The 20,321-nt window shown below is 69.3% G+C and carries 16 protein-coding genes, 1 other RNA gene and 1 riboswitch; of the genes, 4 read left to right on the plus strand and 13 right to left on the minus strand.

The genetic code is table 11. The features are described 5' to 3' along the window. Nucleotides 1-49: 49 nt before the first annotated feature. The 7 genes from BUE42_RS22965 to nirB form a co-directional block, all read right to left on the minus strand. A complete protein-coding gene (locus BUE42_RS22965; protein ID WP_073467626.1) occupies nt 50-1,183 on the minus strand; it encodes a sterol desaturase family protein in 1,134 nt (377 codons plus the stop codon). A gap of 61 nt (nt 1,184-1,244) precedes the next feature. After that, complete coding sequence (cobA, locus tag BUE42_RS22970) at nt 1,245-2,051, minus strand: uroporphyrinogen-III C-methyltransferase (protein WP_143171703.1); 807 nt, start codon at nt 2,049-2,051, stop codon at nt 1,245-1,247. Continuing rightward, nucleotides 2,048-3,001 carry a DNA-binding protein YbiB gene (gene ybiB, locus BUE42_RS22975; protein ID WP_073467628.1) on the minus strand — a complete coding sequence of 318 codons (954 nt, stop codon included), beginning with the start codon at nt 2,999-3,001 and terminating at the stop codon, nt 2,048-2,050. Before ybiB ends, cobA begins: the two co-directional genes overlap by 4 nt. A gap of 80 nt (nt 3,002-3,081) precedes the next feature. Continuing rightward, nucleotides 3,082-4,170, minus strand: a complete 1,089-nt coding sequence (locus tag BUE42_RS22980; protein WP_200799015.1) for a glycoside hydrolase family 5 protein — start codon at nt 4,168-4,170, stop codon at nt 3,082-3,084. Between the two features lie 32 nt (nt 4,171-4,202). Continuing rightward, a complete protein-coding gene (locus tag BUE42_RS22985; RefSeq protein ID WP_073467692.1) occupies nt 4,203-6,977 on the minus strand; it encodes a nitrate reductase in 2,775 nt (924 codons plus the stop codon). A 258-nt stretch (nt 6,978-7,235) separates the two neighbouring features. Then, nucleotides 7,236-7,622 (minus strand): nitrite reductase small subunit NirD, encoded by a 387-nt coding sequence (nirD, locus tag BUE42_RS22990; protein ID WP_073467629.1) that lies wholly within the window; start codon nt 7,620-7,622, stop codon nt 7,236-7,238. After that, nucleotides 7,619-10,081: a nitrite reductase large subunit NirB gene (gene nirB / locus BUE42_RS22995; protein ID WP_073467630.1), complete on the minus strand. Its 2,463-nt coding sequence runs from the start codon at nt 10,079-10,081 to the stop codon at nt 7,619-7,621. Before nirB ends, nirD begins: the two co-directional genes overlap by 4 nt. Before the next feature lie 80 nt (nt 10,082-10,161). Here nirB and BUE42_RS23000 point away from each other — a divergent pair, with 80 nt between their 5' ends. Next, nucleotides 10,162-11,886, plus strand: a complete 1,725-nt coding sequence (locus BUE42_RS23000) for a bifunctional protein-serine/threonine kinase/phosphatase (protein WP_073467631.1) — start codon at nt 10,162-10,164, stop codon at nt 11,884-11,886. 11 nt (nt 11,887-11,897) lie between these two features. Here the strand turns inward: BUE42_RS23000 and BUE42_RS23005 are convergent, their stop codons facing one another. Continuing rightward, entirely contained in the window at nt 11,898-13,175 is a 1,278-nt protein-coding gene (locus BUE42_RS23005) for an MFS transporter (protein ID WP_083614443.1), read from the minus strand. Between the two features lie 199 nt (nt 13,176-13,374). Between BUE42_RS23005 and BUE42_RS23010 the strand changes: the two genes are divergently transcribed. Beyond that, a complete protein-coding gene (locus BUE42_RS23010; RefSeq protein ID WP_073467632.1) occupies nt 13,375-14,649 on the plus strand; it encodes an ANTAR domain-containing protein in 1,275 nt (424 codons plus the stop codon). Nucleotides 14,650-14,816: 167 nt separating this feature from the next. Continuing rightward, entirely contained in the window at nt 14,817-15,851 is a 1,035-nt protein-coding gene (locus tag BUE42_RS23015) for a sensor domain-containing diguanylate cyclase (protein WP_073467633.1), read from the plus strand. Here the strand turns inward: BUE42_RS23015 and BUE42_RS23020 are convergent. The 5 genes from BUE42_RS23020 to zapB all read right to left on the minus strand — a co-directional run bounded on the left by BUE42_RS23020 (nt 15,848) and on the right by zapB (nt 17,943). Beyond that, entirely contained in the window at nt 15,848-16,675 is an 828-nt protein-coding gene (locus BUE42_RS23020; protein WP_073467634.1) for a sulfite exporter TauE/SafE family protein, read from the minus strand. The two genes, BUE42_RS23015 and BUE42_RS23020, sit on opposite strands and share 4 nt — an antisense overlap. After that, entirely contained in the window at nt 16,675-17,127 is a 453-nt protein-coding gene (locus tag BUE42_RS23025) for an EVE domain-containing protein (protein WP_304442394.1), read from the minus strand. Before BUE42_RS23025 ends, BUE42_RS23020 begins: the two co-directional genes overlap by 1 nt. Before the next feature lie 45 nt (nt 17,128-17,172). After that, nucleotides 17,173-17,357: non-coding RNA, 6S RNA (ssrS, locus tag BUE42_RS23030), on the minus strand. 38 nt (nt 17,358-17,395) lie between these two features. After that, nucleotides 17,396-17,716 (minus strand): cell division protein ZapA, encoded by a 321-nt coding sequence (locus tag BUE42_RS23035; RefSeq protein WP_073467636.1) that lies wholly within the window; start codon nt 17,714-17,716, stop codon nt 17,396-17,398. After that, nucleotides 17,713-17,943, minus strand: a complete 231-nt coding sequence (gene zapB / locus BUE42_RS23040) for a cell division protein ZapB (protein ID WP_073467637.1) — start codon at nt 17,941-17,943, stop codon at nt 17,713-17,715. The genes BUE42_RS23035 and zapB overlap by 4 nt, the downstream gene beginning before the upstream one ends. Before the next feature lie 60 nt (nt 17,944-18,003). Next, nucleotides 18,004-18,240: riboswitch (cobalamin riboswitch) on the plus strand. Nucleotides 18,241-18,313: 73 nt separating this feature from the next. Between zapB and BUE42_RS23045 the strand changes: the two genes are divergently transcribed. Continuing rightward, nucleotides 18,314-20,311 (plus strand): TonB-dependent receptor, encoded by a 1,998-nt coding sequence (locus BUE42_RS23045; protein WP_083614445.1) that lies wholly within the window; start codon nt 18,314-18,316, stop codon nt 20,309-20,311. Nucleotides 20,312-20,321: the final 10 nt, after the last annotated feature.

Here is a 20,321-nt window from a genome sequence, read left to right on the forward strand (position 1 = left end):
ACCGAGCTTGTCGAGGGCCCGTGTCGAAGGGTTGGTGCCGGAGCGCTCCTCAACCCTTCCAGACGAACGGAAACTTCAGCTGCTTGAAGAAGCCATTGGGCACGTAGTCCCCCACCACCCCGTACTGATCCGGCCACTTGCGGTCCGCCTTCACCGCGGTGCCGAACAGGTAATCGATGAACGCGAAGTGCGCCGCGTAGTTCTTGTCGATCGCCTCGTCGTCCTGCGAGTGATGCCAGTGGTGGAAGTTCGGCGTCACGATCACGTAGCGCAGCGGGCCGAGCCGCACGCTGACGTTGGCATGGTTGAACACCGCCTGGAAGCCGACCACGACGATGTACGCGTCGATCACTTCCTTGCTGAAGCCCAGCACGTAGATCGGCGCCAGCACCAGCGTGCGGGTGATCAGCAGCTCGAGGATGTGCTGGCGCGAGCCGGCCAGCCAGTCCATGCTTTTCACGCTGTGGTGCACCGCATGCAGGCGCCACAGCACCGGCACCTCGTGGTAGCCGCGGTGCGTCCAGTACTGCACCAGGTCGGCCACCAGCACGATCAGGAACAGCGCGACCCAGAAGTTCAGCCCGGCAACCCAGCCGCGGATGCCGTCGTGCGCGGCCCAGCCGAACAGCCGGTGCACCACCAGGTTGGTTGCCAGCAGGACGAAACCCACCACCATGTGGTTCACGATGAAGTGGTGGAAATCGGTCTGCCATTCGGCGCGGAACACCGGCTGCTCGCGGCGCAGCGCGAACAGCTTCTCGATGAACACGAAGATCAGCGTCGAGCCGAGCAGGTCGAGGATGAACCAGTCGAGGCCGAGGTAGGGCGTGTGGTCGGGGAAGTCGCTCTTCACCGGCACCTTGTGGCCGCCCCAGGCCAGCGATGCGGCCACCAGCACGAACGACGCGAATGCCAGCCAGCGTGCCTGGCCGCGGATGATGTTGAACAGCGACAGTGAGCCGGCGATCACCAGCGCCACCAGCAGCACCTGCCGTATCACGCCGACGTTGTAGTTCGGGCGCAGCTCTGGCGTCGTCAGGTACTCGGGGAAGTGAAAGGCGATCACGCCCAGGAAGCACAGGATGGACAGCCCCAGCGCGATCACGCCTGTCACCATGCCGTGGCCGCGTTCCAGCGGGCCGTGTGAAGCCGTCAGGCGGTTCAGCTTGTCGATCTTGAGCATCAGGTCCTCACTCCGCCAGCGGTCTTGCGTGGCCGGCGATTATGCGGCGATGCCTCACACTTCAGGCGACGCGGGAGACCCCCATTTGGAGGGATTCCGGCAGGGCATCACGGGCCTGCAGCCCGCGCAGCACCTCGCCGACGAGGATGATCGCCGGGCTGCCGAGCTGCTCGCGCTCGATCAGGCCGGCCAGGTCGCCGAGCGTGCTCGTGGCATGCCGCTGCTGCGGCTGGCTCGCGTGCTGCACGACGGCGATCGGTGTCTGCGCCGGCAGCGCCTGCAGCAGGCCCGCTTGCAGCGAGGCCGCTTGCGCCACGCCCATGTAGATCACCAGGGTCAGCCCCTGCGCGGCCGCGGCGGCCAGCGTCGGCCAGTCGGGCGAGGCGCCCGATTCCTTCGCATGGCCGGTCACCAGGATGACGCCGTGCGCATGGTCGCGGTGCGTCAGCGGCACGTCGAGCGAGGTCGCGGCGGCCAGCCCCGACGTGATGCCGTTGACCACCGACACCGCGATGCCCTGCGCGCGCAGGTGCTGCATCTCTTCGCCGCCGCGGCCGAACACGAACGGGTCGCCGCCCTTCAGCCGCACCACGCGTTCGCCTTTCAGCGCCTCGGCGGCCATCAGCTTTTCGATGAAGGCCTGTGGCGTGCTCGCGCAGCCGCCGCGCTTGCCGACGTGGACGATGCGCGCGCTGCGCCGTGCATAGCGCAGCACGCCGTCGCTGACGAGGTCGTCGACCAGCAGCACGCTGGCGGCGCGGATCGCGCGGATTGCCTTCAGCGTCAGCAGCTCCGGGTCGCCGGGGCCGGCGCCGACCAGGGTCACATTCCCCGGCGTCACGCCGCCGGGCTGCATTGATTCGTTCATGCCGTCTTCTCCTTCGGGTGCGCCCGTTCCAGTGCCGCGAGGCCGTCGAGCAGGCAGGCCACCTGCTGCGTCAGCGGCGAGGGCGCCGGCTTCTCGCCGCTGATGACCGACTGGATGTACATCGCGGTGGTGGCCGCATCGCAGGTGCGTGGCAGCACCGGCAGTTCGCGCAGCACGCCGTCGTGCGCCGACAGCGACAGCTCGGTGCGCGGCTGGCCGTCGATGAACACATCCATGCGCGGCAGCCGGCGCGGGTCGGCCACCGGCTCGCCTTCGGTGCCGCGCATCAGCAGCGCGTTCGCGGTGGTGCGCTGCAGGAAGTCGGTCAGCATCGTGCCGTACTCCGGGTGCGTGTAGTTGACGACGCGCAGCGCCTGCCCGGGCGCGCAGGGGTCGAGCAGCTTCGCGACGGTGTGGCCGGAGTTGCGCAGGCCGATGGTCCAGCGCGCATCGAGCAGGCGGGCCAGCGGCGGGCACAGCGTGTCGGTGCGGATGAAGACCGGCTCGCGGCGGCGCCAGGCCTGGGCCACGTCGTCGGCATTGCGCGCGAGCGGCAGCCCGAGCACCTGGAAGATGTCGGCGGTGGTGACGCGGCCAGGATCTTCGGGCATGCCGTGCACCAGCACCGGCACGCCTTCCTGCGCGAGCATCAGCGCGAGCAGCGGTGTCAGGTTGGGCAGCTTGCGCGCGCCGTTGTACGAAGGCAGCACCACCAGGGTGCGATCGCAGGCGATCGGCAGGCAACGGGCCGCGGTGGCCTGCAGGAAACCGGCGAGTTCATCCACCGATTCGCCCTTGATGCGCATCGCCATCGCGAAGGCGCCGAGTTCGAGGTCGCTGACCTGGCCGTCCAGGACCTGGCTCATCAGGTCGAGGGCCTGCTCGCGTGACAGCGAGCGGGCGCCTTCCTTGCCGCGACCGATTTCCTTGATGTAGTTCGTGATGCTCATGGGCTCTCCCTGAGCGGGTTTCGCAAGTACCGGGCCAACGCGTCGACGATTTGATGAGGCATGTATTAAGAGAGGAGGGATCAGGGGCCCAGCAAGGCGTTCTTCAGCGGCTCGCGCCAGGCGCGTGCCGCGGGGTCGTAGACACCGAAGCCCGAGGCCAGTTCCCAATACGCCCAGCTGAAGCCGCGGCGCTCGGCCTCGTCGCGCAGGCGGCGGGTGTAGGTGGCGCGCGCCGCCATGTCGGCCTTGCCGTAGGCGCCGAATTCGCCGAGGTAGATCGGATAGCGGTGGCGCAGCGACCACGCGAGTGCGGTGTCGAGCGGGCCGCGCATCTGCGCGAGCTGCGTCGCGTCGCAGCACGAGGTGCCCAGCCAGGCCGACGCGCCGCTCGCCCATTCGGCGCCCTGGTGCGTGAAGTGGAAGGGCTCGTAGTTGTGCACCGTGACGATCAGGTTCGCGTCGTTCGGCAGCACGAGGCTGGACAAGGCATTGGCGCTGTTCCACTGGGTCGGTCCGATGACGACGATGCGGGTCGGGTTGCTCTGACGAACCACCTGCAGTGCGCGGGCGGCGAGGTCGTTCCAGCTGGAGGTCTGCGCGCCGTGCGGCTCGTTGTACAGCTCGAACACCAGCTTGGGGCCCCGCGTGCCGTAGTGCTGGGCGATCTGTTTCCACATGTTCAGGAAGCGCAGCGCATGCAGGCCGGCGGCCACCGGGGCCTCGTCGCCATCGAGCGCATCGCCGTCGAGCTGGCGGTAGTGGTGCATGTTCAGCACGACGACGAGGCCCTTGTCGAGCAGCGCATCGACGGCCGTGTCGACGCGCTTGAAGAACGCCGGGTCGATGCGCGCCTCGGCGTCGACCGACGCATGGTTGCTCCAGCGCACCGGCAGCCGGGCGTTGGTGAAGCCGGCCTCGGCGATCTTGTCGACCAGCGCGCTGTCGTAGCGCAGGCCCCAGGTGCCCTCGGTGGGCGCGTCGAAGATGTTGCCGAGGTTCACGCCACGGCCCATCGCGCGCGCGGTCTCCAGGGCCTCGGGCGATGCGCCGGGGGCGGATCCGGCCGCCATCGGCGGGTAGTCGGCGAGCGAGGCGGGCGCAGTGGCGCAGGCGGCGAGCAGGCTGCAGGCGCAGGCCAGCAGCAAGGCTGCGCGCGTCATCATCGTCATGCTGTCTCCATCGTTGTTGTTCGATGGCGATTCTAGGCAGCGGTCGAGACTGCGAGCTGTGACCGAACCATGCGCTTCAACGCGGGGATGCACGAACCGCAGTTGGTGCCGCATTTCAGCGCACCCTGCAACTGCGCGAGTTGCTCGTCGGCCGGCCCGCTGCAGCGTTCGAGCTGGGCGACGATGGCCGGCTCGGTGACGTTGAAGCAGGTGCAGACCTGCTTGCCGCTGGCCGGCACCGCGACCGGCGCGCGCGCGCCGGGGCTCAGCAGCAGGCGGCCGTAGGCCTGGGCCGGCAGTTCGTCCTGCAGCAGCGGCTTGATCCAGACCTCGGCGCTGGTGTCGCCGGCGAGCATGAAGCCTTCGAGCCGTGCTTCGTCGCCGGCCTGGCGCGCGAGCCGCATCGCGCGGCGCTGGCCGCGGCGCTTGTCGGCGTAGTGCAGCACCTCGGGCGCGGCCAGGCCGAGCAGGGCTTCGATGCGGTCGAGCACGGCGTCGGGCACCGGCTCGTACGCCGCGGCGCGGAACAGCACGCCGCTGCGCTCGCGGCCGAACGGCACGCAGCTCGCGAACGCGAAGCCATGCATCAGCGGCTTCAGCGCCTCGCGCACGCGCAGCGCCTCGTCGTCGGGCAACCACGCGACGCCGAGCAGCCGCCACGGCAGCTCGGCCTTCAGCACCTTGACGGCGGTGTGCTTCAGCTCGGGCTGCTTCGAGCGCGGGCAGAAGGCCGAGGTCGTCAGTGCGTTGATGCCATGCATCGGCGTGCTGCCGGTCTGGCCGCCGACGAACTCGTCGCCCCAGTGCATCGCGACGAAGGCCTGGGCGGGCGACACCTGGTCGCTGGCCTGCACCGGCAGCACGATGCTGCCGCGCCGCGAGCTGACGTGGACGAGGTCGCCGTCGGCAAGCTTCAGCCGCGCGAGATCCTGCGCGTGCATCTCGATGGACGGCTCCGGCACATGGCCGAACAGCCGGCCGATGGTGCCGGTGCGGCTCATGCCGTGCCACTGGTCGCGCAGCCGGCCGGTGGTCAGCGAGAACGGAAAGCGGGCGTCGCGCGGTTCGGCCAGCGCTTCGAACGGCGTGTCGGCGAAGCGGGCGCGCCCGGAGTCGGTCGGAAAGCGCCCGTCTTCGTACAGGCGGGCCAGGCCGACCGACGCGCCGGCCGGGAAGGGCCACTGTGCCGGCCCGGTCTCGAGGCGCTCGTAGCTGAGCCCGGTGATGTCGAGGTCGCGCCCCCGCGTGGTCTCGCGATGCTCGTTCCAGACCGATTCCGGCGAGGCGTAGGCAAACAAGGATGGCAGCGAAGGCCGCAGCCGCGCCTCGAGCCGGCGCGCGAAATCGGTGGCCGCAGCCCAGTCGTGGCGGGTCTCGCCGGGCGCCGCGATGGCCGGGCGCACGCGGCTGATGCAGCGTTCGCTGTTGGTGACGGTGCCATCCTTCTCGCCCCAGCTGGTGGCGGGCAGCAGCAGGTCGGCGTAGGCGCAGGTGGCGGTGGTGGAGAACGCCTCCTGCACGACGACGAATTCGGCGCGTTCGAGCGCGCGGCGCACGGTGGCCTGGTCGGGCATCGACTGCGCGGGGTTGGTGCAGGTGATCCACAGCGCGCGGATCTCGCCATCGGCTGCTGCCTGGAACATCTCGACCGCGGTCTTGCCCGGCACGGCCGGCACATCGGGCACGCCCCATAGAGAAGCGACTTCCGCGCGGTGGGCCGGGTTCGCCAGGTCGCGGTGCCCGCTCAGCAGGTTCGCGAGCCCTCCCACTTCGCGGCCGCCCATCGCGTTCGGCTGCCCGGTCAGCGAGAACGGTCCCGCCCCCGGCTTGCCGATCTGCCCGGTGGCGAGGTGCAGGTTGATCAGCGCGGCATTCTTGAGGGTGCCGGCACGGCTCTGGTTGAGCCCCTGGCAGTACAGCGACAGCGTGCGGCCGTTGGCATCGGCGAACCAGCGTGCCGCCTGCACCAGCGCCGCCTCGTCGATGCCGCAGAGGCGGGCGGTGTCTTTCGGCGTGAACTCGCGCACGCGGTCGCGCAGCACGGCGAAGCCTTCGGTGTGCGCCGCGATGTAGGCCTGGTCGACCAGCCCTTCCCACAGCATCAGGTGCAGCATGCCGTTGAAGAGAGCGACATCGGACCCGGGCAGCAGGGGCAGGTGCAGGTCCGCGGCTTCGGCGGTTTCAGTGCGGCGCGGATCGGCGACGATGATCTTCATCGCCGGGTTGGCGCGCTTGGCGTCCTCGATGCGCCGGAACAGGATCGGATGCGCCCAGGCGGTGTTGGCACCGGCAATGAACAGCGTGCTGGCGAGCCCCAGGTCGTCGTAGCAGGCAGGCGGTGCATCGGCCCCGAGCGTGAGCTTGTAGCCCGCGACCGCGCTGCTCATGCACAGCCGCGAGTTGGTGTCGACGTTGTTGGTGCCGATGAGGCCCTTGGCGAGCTTGTTGAAGACGTAGTAGTCCTCGGTGAGCAGCTGGCCGGACAGGTAGAACCCGACGGCATCCGGCCCATGCCGCTCGATCGTGCTGGCGAAGCGCTCGGTGGCGAGGTCGAGGGCGGTGTCCCAGGTGATCGGTCGTGCTGCCTTTCCACGTTCGAGCCGCTGCATCGGTTGCAGCAGCCTCGACTGCATCGTGATCGCGGCGCTCGCCGTGTGGTGCAGTGTGCTGCCCTTGGTGCACAGGCGGCCGAAGTTCGCCGGGTGGTCAGGGTCTCCTCGAACGCCGGTGATCTGGTCGCCTTGCGACTCGATGATCACGCCGCAGCCGACGCCGCAATACGGGCAGGTGGAGCGGGTTTCACGCATCTTGCTTGCCCGTCGCATCACGGAACCGTTCGCCCTGAGCCCAAGAGGTCCTCGAAAGGACTCGGCAGTTGCAAGGAAACCCCGTTCGCCCTGAGCCTGTCGAAGGGTCGGACTGAGCTTGTCGAAGGCCTTGCGCGCTTCGGGCACAACCCTTCGACGGACGGGCCTTCGACAGGCTCAGTCCCTGTTCAGGTCCTTCGACAAGCTCAGGACGATCGGGCCCTTCGACAGGCTCAGGGCGAACGGTGTGTCGAGCCATCAGCCCGCAACCACCGGAATGACCTTGGGCCCCGCCACCGGCCGTACCAGATCGATCGCATGCTGAGCAAGCTCCAGCGCATCCAGATGCACCACGCCATTCGAGACCTGCACCGCAAACCGAGGCGTGCAGCCGTCGTCCGGCGCACGAGCACACCCGTCGTCCAGCCCGATCGTCCAGTTGTGCAGCGGGCACGCGACGCTGGTGCCGAACACGATGCCCTGGCTCAGCGGGCCGCCCTTGTGCGGGCAGCGGTCGAGCAGCGCGAACACCTGGTCCTGGTCGTTGCGGAAGATCGCGACATCGACGCCGGCATCGCGCGCCACGCGGCGCGAACCCAGCACCGGGATGTCGTCGACGCGGCAGATGGCTTGCCACTGGCTCATCGTGCTTCTCCTTGTGCAGCGGCAACCGGCGTGAACTGCCGCGTGTCGACCCGTGCCTTGTCGAAATCGAACCACGGATCCGGCTCGCCATCGAGCGAGAACTTGAGCCGCTCCCACAGCGCCTGCCGGCCCTCGGCGTCGTCGAGGATCTTCTTCTTCGCGTAGTCGAGCCCCACGCGGCCGATCCAATGCACCGTGCGCTCCAGGTACCAGGCTTCCTCGCGGTACAGCTGCAGGAAGGCGCCGCTGTATTCCAGCACCTCCTCGGCCGTCTTCAGCTTCACGAAGAACTGCGCCACCTCGGTCTTGATGCCGCCGTTGCCGCCCACGTAGATCTCCCAGCCCGAATCGACGCCGATCACCCCCACGTCCTTGATGCCCGATTCGGCACAGTTGCGCGGGCAGCCGCTCACCGCCAGCTTCACCTTGTGCGGGGCATACATCCGCCACAGCGCACGCTCCAGGTCCTTGCCCATCTGCGTGCTGTCCTGCGTGCCGAAACGGCACCACTCCGACCCGACGCAGGTCTTCACCGTGCGCAGCGCCTTCGCATACGCATGGCCCGACGGCATGCCGATGTCCTTCCACACGTTGACGAGGTCTTCCTTCTTCACGCCCAGCAGGTCGATGCGCTGCCCACCGGTCACCTTGACGGTCGGGATCTTGTACTTGTCCACCGCGTCCGCGATGCGCCGCAGCTCGTCGGCCGTCGTCTCGCCGCCCCACATGCGCGGGATCACGCTGTAGGTGCCGTCCTTCTGGATATTCGCGTGGCTGCGCTCGTTGATGTAGCGCGACTGCGGATCGTCCTGTGCCTGCTTCGGCCAGGTGCTGATCAGGTAGTAGTTGACCGCCGGCCGGCAGCTCGAGCAGCCGTTCGGCGTGCGCCACGCCAGGGTCTTGTAGACGCCGTCGATGCTCAGCAGCTTCTCGTTGCGGATCGCGTCGCGCACCTCCTGGTGGCTGTGCTCGGTGCAGCCGCACATCGCCTTCTTCTTCGGCGTCGCCGAGTAGTCGCCACCGGCAGTGAACATCAGCAGCTGCTCGACCAGCCCGGTGCACGAGCCGCACGACGCGCTCGCCTTCGTGTGCTTGCGCACCTCCTCCAGCGTGAACAGGCCCTTCTCCTTGATGGCCTTGCAGACGGTGCCCTTGGTGACGCCGTTGCAGCCGCAGACTTCGTCGCTGTCGGCCATCGCGGCCGCCTTGTTGTGGCCCTCGTGCCCGGTGTCGCCGATGTTCGATTCGCCGAACATCAGCTTGTCGCGGATGTCGGAGATGGTGCGGCCCTCTCTGAGCAGCTTGAAGTACCAGCTGCCGTCCACCGTGTCGCCGTACATGCAGGCGCCGACCAGCTTGTCGTCCTTGATCACCAGCTTCTTGTAGACGCCACCGAACGGATCGCTCATCACGATCTCCTCGCAATCGGCGCCGCCCATGAAGTTGCCGGCCGAGAACAGGTCGATGCCGGTCACCTTCAGCTTGGTCGAGGTCTGCGAGCCGGTGTAGCGGCCGATGCCGAACTCCGCCAGGTGCGTCGCGCACACCTTGCCCTGCTCGAACAGCGGGGCCACCAGCCCGTATGCGATGCCGCGGTGCGCCGCGCATTCGCCGACCGAATAGATGCGCGGGTCGGTCACCGTCTGCATCGTGTCGGTGACGACGATGCCGCGGTTGCAATGAAGGCCGATCTTTTCGGCGAGCTCGGTGTTCGGGCGGATGCCGGCGGCCATCACGACCAGGTCGGCCGGCACCTCGGTGCCGTCCTTGAACTGCACCGCCATCACGCGGCCGCCCTTGCCGGCGTCGCGGTCGCCGATCAGCGCCTGCGTGTTCGCGCCGATCAGGAACTTCAGGCCGCGCGCCTCCAGCGACTTCTGCAGCAGCTTGCCGGCGGTGTCGTCCAGCTGGCGCTCCATCAGCCACGGCGCCACGTGCACCACGCTGACCTGCATGCCGCGCAGCATCAGGCCGTTGGCGGCCTCCAGCCCCAGCAGCCCGCCGCCGATCACCACCGCATGCTTGTAGCGGGTGGCTGCGTCGATCATCGTGTTGGTGTCGGCGATGTCGCGGTAGGCGATCACGCCTTCAAGATCCTTGCCGGGGATCGGCAGGATGAACGGGTTCGAGCCGGTCGTCACCAGCAGCCGGTCGTAGCTTTCCTCGGTGCCGTCGGCCGCGCGCACGACGCGCTTGAGGCGGTCCACGTCGACCACCTTCTTGCCGAGGTGCAAGGTGATGCCGTGCTCCTCGTACCAGCTCAGCGGGTTCAGCACGATCTCGTCGAGCGTCTGCTCGCCGGCCAGCACCGGGCTCAGCAGGATGCGGTTGTAGTTCGGGTGCGGCTCGGCGCCGAAGACGCTGATGTCGTACAGGTCGGGCGCGATCTTCAGCAGCTCTTCCAGCGTGCGCACGCCGGCCATGCCGTTGCCGACCATCACGAGTTTCATCTTCTTCATGTGAAGCTCCAGTTCCAGCTGCGTGCGCAGCGATAAAAGCAAAGGGGGTGCCAGCCGGACACGCGGTACGCTCGCGGCCCATGAGCTTCGACGTCGAGATCGGCCACTTCAGCCTCGCGGGCCCGCGCCCGCGCAACGAGGACTTCGCCGCCTGCCTCGTGCCCGACGGCGACGACGCGGCGCGCGGCCTGATCGCGGCGATCGCCGACGGCGTGTCGTCCGGCGGGCTCGGCCTCGAGGCGGCGCAGACCACCGCGATGAGCGTCGTGCAGGATTACTTCGCCGCGCCCGACACCTGGCACACCACCGCCATCCTCGACCGCGTGATCGCCGCGCAGAACCGCTGGCTGGTCGACCACAACCGGCGCCGCCAGCGCAGCGCGCACGACGCGATGGGCATGACCACGCTGACCGCGCTGGTGCTGCGCGGCCACGGCTTCACGCTGGCGCACGTCGGCGACACGCGCGCCCACCTGCTGCGCGGCGACGAGCTGGTGCAGCTGACGCAGGACCACGGCTTCGACCACCCGGACCAGCGCGGGCGCCTGACCCGCGCGATCGGGCTGGACGACGGCGTGCGCGTCGACTACCTGCAGGCCGAGCTGCAGACCGGCGACCTGTTCGTGCTGACCAGCGACGGCGTGCACGGCCTGCTCGCGCCGCGCCGCCTGGCCGCGCTGGCGCGCGATGGCTCGGCCCGCGAGGCGGCCGAGGCGCTGGTGCGCGCCGCGCTGGCCGCCGGCGGGCGCGACAACGCGACCGCGCTGGTGCTGCGCGTGCGCGGGCTCGACGAAGGCCAGTTGAACGACGCGCTGCGCCGCGGCCGCGACCTGCCGGTGCCGCCGAGATTGAAGGTCGGCGATCGGCTCGACGGCTTCACGATCACTGCGCGCGTGGCCGACAACGGCGTGCACTGCCTGTACCAGGCGCGCAGCGAAGAACCCGGCGCGCCGCTGGTCGCGCTGAAGACGCTGCACCTGTCGCGCGCCAACGACCCGCAGGAGCGCGCGATGCTGGCGCACGAGGCCTGGCTGGCGTCGCGCGTCGGTGCTGCGGACGGCTTCGTGCGATTGCGCGAACTGCGCGAGCCGACGGCCTTCTACGTCGCCTACGACTGGCATGCCGGCCGCACGCTGGAGCAGTTGCTGGCGGCGGGCGAGGGCGGCAGCGTCAGCGATGCGGTCGATGCGGCGGTCGCGATCACCGGCGCGCTGGCGCGCCTGCACCGGCTGGGCGTCGTGCACCGCGACGTGAAGCCCGCCAACCTGCACCGCGGCGACGACGGCCAGTGGCGATTGCTCGACCTCGGCGTTGCCGTCTCGGGCCGCGAGCCGCGCGTGCTGCGCAGCCTGCATGCCGGCACGCCCAGCTACATGAACCCGGAGCAGTGGGCGAGCGACGACAACGCCGCCGGCGAGGCGGCCACTGCGCGCAGCGACCTGTTCGCGCTCGGCGTCACGCTGTACCAGTGGCTGACCGGCCGGCTGCCGTACGGCGAGGTGCAGCCCTACCAGCGCGGGCGCTTCCGCAGCGACCCGAAGCCGCCGTCGCGACTGCGCCCGGAGGTGCCGATCTGGCTCGATCACGTCGTGCTGAAGGCGGTCGCGCTCGATGCGCGGCAGCGCTTCGAGACCGCCGAGGAACTGCTGCTCGCGCTGCAGCGCGGCGCCTCGCGGCAACTCGCCGCGCCGCCCGCCACGCCGCTCGCGCAGCGCGACCCGCGGCTGCTCGGGCGCATCGCGCTCGGCGTCTCGGTGCTGCTGAACCTGCTGCTCATCTACTGGCTGCTGTTCCTGCCGCGCTGAAAATCCTTCGTTCATCGGGCGGCCTCGTGCGGCTGCAATCGCGTCGTGCGCAGCCCGAGGTCGCCGGCCTCGACCACCGGCCTCGCGCGCCCGCCTTTCTCGGCCCAGGTCCGCGTCCAGCGGATCTGCAGCGCGCGCATCACCGCCAGCATCACCAGCGAAAGCGCGGCGAACAGCACGAAGCCCCACGCATAGGTGCCGAGGTACTGCTTCGACAGCCCCATCGCGTTCGGCACCAGCCCGCCGCCCAGCGCGCCGATCTCGCCGATCATCGAACCGGCCACCGCGGTGGCCATCGGCCAGCGCAGCGGCACCAGCTGGAACAGGGCGCCGTTGCCGGCCCCGAGCGCGGCGAAGCACAGCATCAGCAGCAGCGTCGTGACCACCAGCGAGCCGGTCGCGAGGCCGGTCAGCACCAGGCAGACGGCCACCACCAGCAGTACCACCGTCAGCGTGTTGACGCCGCCCCAGCGGTCGGAGAGCCAGCCGCCGACCACGCGCAACGCCGCGCCCATGAAGGCCGCCAGCATCGTCAGCTGCCCCGCCTGCACCTTGCTGACGCCGAACTGGTCGTAGTAATAGGAAGGCAGGAAGGTCGTGAGCCCGATGAAGCCGCCGAAGGTCACCGCGTAGATCAGGCTGAAGGCCCAGCCGTCGCCCTCGAACAGGCAGGCGATGTGCTCGCGCAGGCTCGCATGGCTGTCGACATCGGGCGGCTCCTTCGCGAGCAGGATCATCACCAGCATCGGCACCGCGATCGCCGCGGCCGCGACGCCGTACACCGCCTGCCAGCCCAGCCACTGCGCGAGCGGCGGCGCCACCAGCACCGACACCGCGGTGCCGACGTTGCCGGCGCCCACCAGCCCCATCGCGAGGCCCTTGTGCTGCGGCGGGAACCAGCCGGCCCCGAGCGACAGCGCGACGCCGAAGCTCGCCCCGGCGATGCCCAGCAGCACGCCCATCGCGAGCAGCTCGTTGAAGCTGTGCACGCAGAAGAAGCCGAACAGCATCGCGACCGCGATCAGCCCCATCTCGACCAGCGTCGCACGCTTGCGGCCGATGTACTGCGCCAGCACGCCGAGCGGAAAGCGCATCAGCGCGCCGGCGATGATCGGCACCGACAGCATCAGCCCCTTCTGCGCCGGCGACAGCGAGAAGGTCTCGCTGATGAAGGGCGCCATCGCGCCGTTCAGCACCCAGATGCAGCAGGAGAACGCGAAATACAGGAAGGCCGCGAACAACGTCGGGCCGTGGCCCGCGCGCAGGAAGCTCTTGAACGAGGTTGACATGTGCAGCGCCGAAGCTGTTGGCACATGAATGCCCACTTCGTCGTGAGCATCACCCGCGGTGCGGTGGCAAGGTCGGGTGCAGCGTCACACCCGACCGATGCATTGCAAGCGCCATGCCAAGGGGCGCCGCAGGGCGCGCTGGTATGGTTCGGTCCTTGCACGACCGAGTGCATCCTCCTCTGACGGACCGCCTTTTCGAATGACCTCTGCCCTGATCCTGCTCGGCCCGTCCCAGGGCCTGCCTGCCTTGCAGGCCGACCTGCAATCGAGCGGGATTCACGTGCTTGGTGCGGTGGCCTGCGGCAACTTGGTGCGGGAAGCGATCCGGCTCGGGCCGGACGTGCTGGTCTGCCACGATGCGCCGGGCGATGCGGCGGTGTTCGACGCCTGCGCGCTGCTGGCGGCCACCGCGCCGCGGCCGGTGGTGCTGTTCACGCAGGACCCCGACGCGCAGAAGATCGAGCGTGCGCTCGCGAGCGGCATCCACGCCTATGTCGTCAACGGCTACGCGCCGGCGCGGCTGCGGCCGGTGCTGCAGCTCGCGCAGGCGCGCTTCGAGCACGAGCAGAAGCGGCAGGCGGCGCTCGACGACGTGACGCACCGCTTCGAGGAGCGCAAGCTGGTCGACCGCGCCAAGGGCATCCTGATGCGGGCGCGCCAGGTGTCCGAGGACGAGGCCTTCCGCGTGCTGCGCACGGCCTCGATGCACAGCAACCAGCGCGTCGGCCAGGTGTCGCAGCAGGTGATCGAGGCGGCGCGCTACGCCGAGGCGGTGAACCGCGCCGGCCAGCTGCGCATGCTGTCGCAGCGCATCGTCAAGCTGTATGCGCTGAGCGCGCTGGGGGTCGACAGCGGCGCGCATGCCGGGCTGCTGGACGAATCGCGCACGCGCGTCGACGCCAACATGGTGGCCTTGCGCAAGGCGGTGTCGCAGGCCACCTTCGGCGACCTGCTGACCGCCGTCGAGGTGCCGTGGCAGCGCTTGAAGGCGGCGCTCGCCGACCCGCCGGTGCGGGCGCTGGTGGCCGACGTCGACGTGCTCGCCGAGCGCGTGCTGGTTCAGGCCGACCAGCTCACCAGCAACCTCGAGACGGCCGGGCTGGTCGCGACGCTGCATGTGCTGAACGTCTGCGGCCGCCAGCGCATGCTGTCGCAGCGCTGGGCCAAGCAGGTGCTGCTGGCCGAATTGCTGGACGGCGACGCGGCGGCGCGGGCGCGCGCGCTCGGCCACGAGGCCGGCAGCGCCTTCGACGACGCGATGCGCTACCTCGACGACATCCCGCTGAGTGCGCCGGACATCCGCGAATCGCTGGCCGCGGCCAGCGACGCCTGGCTGGCGCTGACACGTGCCGGCGGCCAGGCGGCCGCGCTGCCCGGGCGTCGCGCGCTCGGCGAGGCCAGTGAGACGCTGCTGGCGCTGTTCGAGCAGCTGACCGGGCAATACGAGCGCAGCATGCAGGTGCTGATGGGCTGACAGGCCGAAGGTCTGTAAATGAGGGGCTGAAAGTCTCAGATACCCCGCGAGTGAGGGGGGCGGCGCAAGCTGCTGCCGCTATGATGAACAGAAGAGACATGGGAAGCGGCTGAAAGGGGTGAAGAGGACGCCCAGCCGCTTCAAAGCAGCACACCCGACCCCACCGCATGACTGAAACCAAGCCCCTGGCCGTGCCCGCCCGCGTGGACAACGCGCGCGCGCTCACCGCATCGCTCGGGCTCGCGCCCCAGGCGCTCGGGGCGCTGGTGTTCACGCTGGCCGACCGGCTCGACGCCCCGCTGGCCATCAAGGAAATCGCCTCCGGCCGCTACGTCTATGCCAACGGCCGCATGGACACGCTGGTCGGCCGCACCACCGACGGCCTGTCCGACGAAGACTGGCTCGACCCGGCCCAGGCCGCCACGCTGCGCACCGCCGACCAGTCGGCGATGGTGCAGACGCTGCCGCAGGTCAGCGAGCACCGCATCGAGCGCAAGGGCGGGCGGCGCGAGTTCAGCGTGACCCGCCAGGCGCTCGCGGCGCAGGACGGCGGCGCGCCGCGCTACCTGTGCTGCCTGTGGCTCGACCAGACCCTGCAGCGCCAGCACGAGACCCAGCTGCAGCTCGCGCTGCAGCAGCTGGAGCAGCAGCAGCAGGCGAGTGAGGCTTTCCGCCGCGAGATGCAGGACCAGGGCCTGCGCGACACGGTGACCGGGCTGTACCAGCGGGCGCACTTCGACGACCAGCTGCGCCGCGAGGTCGACCTGTCGTCGCGCGAGCACCGCGAGTTCGCGCTGGTGTCGGTGGCGCTCGATCCGCTGGCCGACGAGGTCAAGGCCCTGGGCCCCGAGGCACGCCAGCGCGTGCTCGAGGCGCTGGGCCGGCTGCTGCGCAGCAACACCCGGGCGATGGATGCGTCGTGCCGGCTCGAGGAAGACCTGTTCGCGGTGCTGCTGTCGGGCGTCGGCCTGGCCACCGCCCATGCGCGGATGGAGGGGTTGCGCCGCCAGTGCGCGACCCAGATCGTGATGCTGAACGGGCGCGACCTCGGGTTCACGGTGTCGATGGGCGTCGCGAGCTTCCCGCACACGGCGCACACGCAGGAAGAATTGCTGAACGCTGCCGATGCGGCGCTGGCCGAGGCGCGCCGCCGCGGCGGCAACCACGTGACGCTCGCGAGCATCCGCTTCGAGACGAACTAGCCGGCCAGCCCCTTGATGCCTTTGTAGAGCATGTAGCTCGCGAGGCTGTACAGCAGCAGCGCGAACACCCGCTTCAGCTTCGCGGTGTCGATCCGGTGCGCGGTGCGTGCCCCGAGCGGCGCCGTCATCACGCTGGCGACCGCGATCACCAGCAGCGCCGGCAGGTAGATGAAGCCCAGCGTGCCCGGCGGCATGTCGTGCAGCGACCAGCCCGCATAGACATAGCCGAGGGTGCCGGCCAGCGCGATCGGGAATCCCAGCGCCGCCGAGGTCGCGACCGCGGTGCGGATCGGCACGTTGCACCAGGTCATGAACGGCACCGACACGAACGCCCCGCCGGCACCGACCAGCGCCGACAGCATGCCGATCACGCCGCCCGCGCCGAACATGCCGGCGCCCTGCGGCAACTGGCGCGTCGGCTTGGGCTTCTTGTCGAGGAACATCTGCGTCGCCGAGAAGCCGATGAACAGCGCGAACAGCAGCGCCAGCCAGTTGGCCGGCAGCGCCTTCGCGATCTGCGCACCGAGCAGCGAGCCCAGCACGATGCCGGGCGCGAGCAGCTTGACGATGTCCCAGCGCACGCCGCCGCGCTGGTGGTGGGCGCGCACCGACGAGATCGACGTGAAGCAGATCGTCGCCAGCGAGGTCGCGACCGCCATCTTCACGATGTAGGCCTCTGGGAAGCCCTTCAGCGTCAGCAGCAGCGTCATGAACGGCACCAGCATCGCGCCGCCGCCGACACCCAGCAGCCCGGCCAGGAAGCCGGTGAATGAACCCAGGATCAGCAGTTCGAGGATGAGTTGCCAGCCGAGATCGAAGCCCATCAGGGCTTCCGATCCAGCAAGGCGAGCACCGAGGCCCACTCCTGCGGCGCAACCGGCGTGATCGACAGCCGGTTGCCGGGCTTCAGCACCACCATCGACGCGAGCGCCGGCGATTCGCGCATCTCGCGCAGCGGCAACAGCCGCGTCTTGCGCTCGAGCGCGACGTCGACATGCCACCAGCGCGGCTTCTCGGCCGTCGCCTTTGCGTCGAAGTACTTGCTCTTCGGATCGAACTGCGTCGCGTCGAGGTAAGGCTCGCCTGCCACGCGCGCCAGCCCGGCAATGCCGGGCTCGGGGCAGGACGAGTGATAGAACAGCACGCCGTCGCCGATGCGCATCTGGTCGCGCATGAAGTTGCGGGCCTGGTAGTTGCGCACGCCGACCCAGGGCACGCGCTGCTTCGGGGCAGCGGCCAGGTCATCGATCGAACACTCGTCGGGCTCGCTCTTCATGAGCCAGAACTGTTCGGACATGGTGCTGCAAGAGAAGAGAGAAATAAGGTGTCCGTCACGCACCGTGAGCCGCATTCCTGAACCCAGGCAGTTCAGGTGGGCGAGGTCAGCCGGGCTTCGGGTTCATCTGACGCGAGACGATCACACCAACCGGGCGATGTTCCAAGCCCTTGCTCGTAAGAGCATCGGTTCAAGGAAATATAAAACTCACGCGAACGCAACGGACTCGAAGAATTCTACGCGCCTCATCGGGCGCGAGTGTGTCTGTTCAAAGCAATTGCCCGTCGGCGCCAAGGGCTTGGTCGACACGGTGGATCAAAGCGTCTATGTCGATGTCTTCGGGGTTCGATGACGGCACGACCGGAGCGGGCGACGACTTCGGCGCGGCAGGCCGTTCGGCCAGTGCGTAGGCCAGGTTCAAGGCCGCCAGCACCGCGATCCGCTCGCGCGCCTTGACGCGGCCGCCGTCGCGGATCGCGCTCATTTCGCGGTCGACGTTGCCGACCGCCTCGAGCAGCGACGACTCGCCGCCTTCCGGGCAGCCGAGGATGTAGCTCTGCCCCATGATCGTCACTTCGATCTGCTTCATTTGGAGCGTGCTCCGGTGTCGGCACCGACTGCCGCCGGATCGGCCGGCAGGCGCTCGAGCAGCGCATCGATGCGGCCGCGCGCGGCGTTCAGCCGCGAGCGCAGGTTGTCGCGCTCATGCGTGACGGTCGCGAGTTGTTGTTCCAGCAAGGCGTTGGTGCGCTTCAGTTCATCGTGCCGCAGCAGCAGGCGCTCGAGGCGTTCTGCGAGTTCGTGGATCTTGGCCATGGCGCACCAATGGTGGATGGGAGCGCCGATTGTAGAGGGGCCGACCCGCCCGGCTTACAACCTACAATCGCGCCCGTTGGTGCCCGTGCCGGTGTTCACGCCGGCACAGTTAAACGGGAAGCAGAGGTTGCTCGACCGCCCTGGTCGCACGGCCCACCTGCGCTGCCCCCGCAACGGTAAGCGGACGAAGCCGATCGGCTTCAACCCTGCGCATTGCCACTGGAGCCTCGCCGCTCTGGGAAGGTCGCATGGGTGGTTCCGCCAGCCCGGATACCGGCCAACAGGGCGGCGCCGCGTGCAAGCGCGGCGCCATGGGTGCGCACCAGCGGGGAAGCTGGCGCGCACGGCTTGATCGATGGCAGTTCCTCTGATGAATTCTCGTACTCCGCAGCTGCGCGCGCCTGTCGCGCCGAGCCTGCTTGCCGGCGCTTGCGCCGCTGTTTTCACTTCCGTGCTGGCGATCCCCGCCGCGCAGGCGCAGACCGCCACCGTCGCGGCCGACGGCAGCAGGGTGTTCGCACCGGTGATCGTCACCGCGACGCGCTTTCCGGAAGACGCGTCGAAGCTGCCATTCGGCGTCAGCGTGATCACGTCGGCCGACATCCGCGAAGCCGGCGTCACGACGGTCAACGAGGCCATCATGAAGCTGCTGGGCGTGCCCGGCCGGCTCGACTTCTACGGCGGCGGCGACTACTCGCTCGACCTGCGCAACTTCGGCACCACCTCCGACAACAACCAGGCGGTGATCGTCGACGGCATCAAGATCAGCGAGGCCGACCTCGGCGGCACGCGGCTGGCCGGCATCCCGATCGATTCGGTCGAGCGCATCGAGGTGATCCGCGGCAGCGGCGCGGTGCTGTACGGCGAGGGCGCGACCGGCGGCGTGATCGTCATCACCACCAAGGCCGGCGCGGGCCTGCAGCGCAAGAGCGGCGCGCAGGTCTACGCCGCGATGGGCAGCCATGCGCTGCTCGACACGCGCGCGAGCGGTACCGTGGTGGCGGGCAAGTTCTCGCTCGACGTGGCCGGCAACCACCGCGAGACCGACAACCACCGCGACAACTTCCGTTCCGAGATCGAAGGCGCCTCGGCCACCGCGCAATGGCAGGTCGCCGATGGCATCCGGGTCGGCGCGCGCACCGGCTGGGACCAGCTCGACAGCGGCCTGCCGGGTTCGCTGACGGCCGCGCAGTACGCCGACAACCCGCGCCAGACGAACACGCCGAACGACCGCGGGCGCATCCGCAACCGCAACCAGGGGCTGTTCGGCTCGGCGGTGCTGGGCGATTGGCAGCTCGGCCTGGACGCCGGCTGGCGCGACAAGCACCTGGAGAGCACCAGCAGCGGCGTCTCGACCTACGGCTACGACATCAACGCGAAGAACTACGCGCTGCGTGCGCGCAACGAGATGGCGCTGGCCGGCGGCCGCAATGCGCTGAGCTTCGGCATCGACCACGCCGACTGGACGCGCGACGTGCCGGGAGCCTTCGGCGGCCGCGCCGACCAGACCTCGCGCGCGCTCTACGCGAAAGACGACTACAGCTTCGCGTCGGGCACGCGGGTCAGCGTCGGCGGGCGCAGCGAGCACATCGAGAAGACCAACACCAGCACGACCGCCGGCATCGACGACACGATGCATGCCTGGGAGCTGGGCCTGCTGCAGCCGTTGTCGACCTCGACCTCGGTGTACGCGCGCTTCGGCCACAGCTACCGGCTGGCCAATGCCGACGAATTCAGCTTCACGACGCCCGACGTGCCGATGCGTCCGCAGACCTCGCGCGACACCGAGATCGGCCTGCGCTGGCAAGCCGGTGGGACGCGCACCGAAGTGCGCGCCTACCGCAGCAAGCTGACCGACGAGATCGGCTACAACCCGAATGCAGATGGCCCGTACGGCCTCGGCACCGGCGCCAACGTCAACCTCGACCCGACGCGCCGCCAGGGCATCGAGGCGGAGCTGTCGCAGGCACTGGGTAGCACGGCCAACGTGCGCGTCGTCGCCGCGCGGCGCCAGGCCCGTTTCACGGCTGGCGAGAACGACGGCAAGGACGTGCCGCTGACCGCGAAGACCACGCTCGCGCTGCGCGGCGACTGGTCGTTCGCGGCGGGGCATCGCGTTGATGCCGGCGTGAACTACGTGTCGTCGCAGACGCCGGACTTCGCGAACGCCTGCACGATGCCGGCCCACACGACGCTGGACCTGCGCTATGCCTACCAGTGGCAGATGCTGGAGTTCGCGCTCGGCGTGACCAACGTGACCGACAAGCAGTACTACACGCTGGCTTTCCGCTGCGTGGGTGGCCAGACCAGCTCGATCTACCCGGAAGATGGCCGGGCCTTCACCGGCTCGGTGCGGATCCAGTTCTGATCGCGGTCGA

Source organism: Rhizobacter sp. OV335, from assembly GCF_900142965.1.
GTDB lineage: Bacteria > Pseudomonadota > Gammaproteobacteria > Burkholderiales > Burkholderiaceae_C > Rhizobacter.

Excerpts from the sequence above, each read along its gene's own strand:
- BUE42_RS22965 (WP_073467626.1), bottom strand. The coding sequence starts at position 1,183 with ATGCTCAAGATCGACAAGCTGAACCGCCTGACGGCTTCACACGGCCCG.
- cobA (WP_143171703.1), bottom strand. The coding sequence starts at position 2,051 with ATGAACGAATCAATGCAGCCCGGCGGCGTGACGCCGGGGAATGTGACC.
- ybiB (WP_073467628.1), bottom strand. The coding sequence starts at position 3,001 with ATGAGCATCACGAACTACATCAAGGAAATCGGTCGCGGCAAGGAAGGC.
- BUE42_RS22980 (WP_200799015.1), bottom strand. The coding sequence starts at position 4,170 with ATGACGATGATGACGCGCGCAGCCTTGCTGCTGGCCTGCGCCTGCAGC.
- BUE42_RS22985 (WP_073467692.1), bottom strand. The coding sequence starts at position 6,977 with ATGCGTGAAACCCGCTCCACCTGCCCGTATTGCGGCGTCGGCTGCGGC.
- nirD (WP_073467629.1), bottom strand. The coding sequence starts at position 7,622 with ATGAGCCAGTGGCAAGCCATCTGCCGCGTCGACGACATCCCGGTGCTG.
- nirB (WP_073467630.1), bottom strand. The coding sequence starts at position 10,081 with ATGAAGAAGATGAAACTCGTGATGGTCGGCAACGGCATGGCCGGCGTG.
- BUE42_RS23000 (WP_073467631.1), top strand. The coding sequence starts at position 10,162 with ATGAGCTTCGACGTCGAGATCGGCCACTTCAGCCTCGCGGGCCCGCGC.
- BUE42_RS23005 (WP_083614443.1), bottom strand. The coding sequence starts at position 13,175 with ATGTCAACCTCGTTCAAGAGCTTCCTGCGCGCGGGCCACGGCCCGACG.
- BUE42_RS23010 (WP_073467632.1), top strand. The coding sequence starts at position 13,375 with ATGACCTCTGCCCTGATCCTGCTCGGCCCGTCCCAGGGCCTGCCTGCC.
- BUE42_RS23015 (WP_073467633.1), top strand. The coding sequence starts at position 14,817 with ATGACTGAAACCAAGCCCCTGGCCGTGCCCGCCCGCGTGGACAACGCG.
- BUE42_RS23020 (WP_073467634.1), bottom strand. The coding sequence starts at position 16,675 with ATGGGCTTCGATCTCGGCTGGCAACTCATCCTCGAACTGCTGATCCTG.
- BUE42_RS23025 (WP_304442394.1), bottom strand. The coding sequence starts at position 17,127 with ATGAAGAGCGAGCCCGACGAGTGTTCGATCGATGACCTGGCCGCTGCC.
- BUE42_RS23035 (WP_073467636.1), bottom strand. The coding sequence starts at position 17,716 with ATGAAGCAGATCGAAGTGACGATCATGGGGCAGAGCTACATCCTCGGC.
- zapB (WP_073467637.1), bottom strand. The coding sequence starts at position 17,943 with ATGGCCAAGATCCACGAACTCGCAGAACGCCTCGAGCGCCTGCTGCTG.
- BUE42_RS23045 (WP_083614445.1), top strand. The coding sequence starts at position 18,314 with ATGAATTCTCGTACTCCGCAGCTGCGCGCGCCTGTCGCGCCGAGCCTG.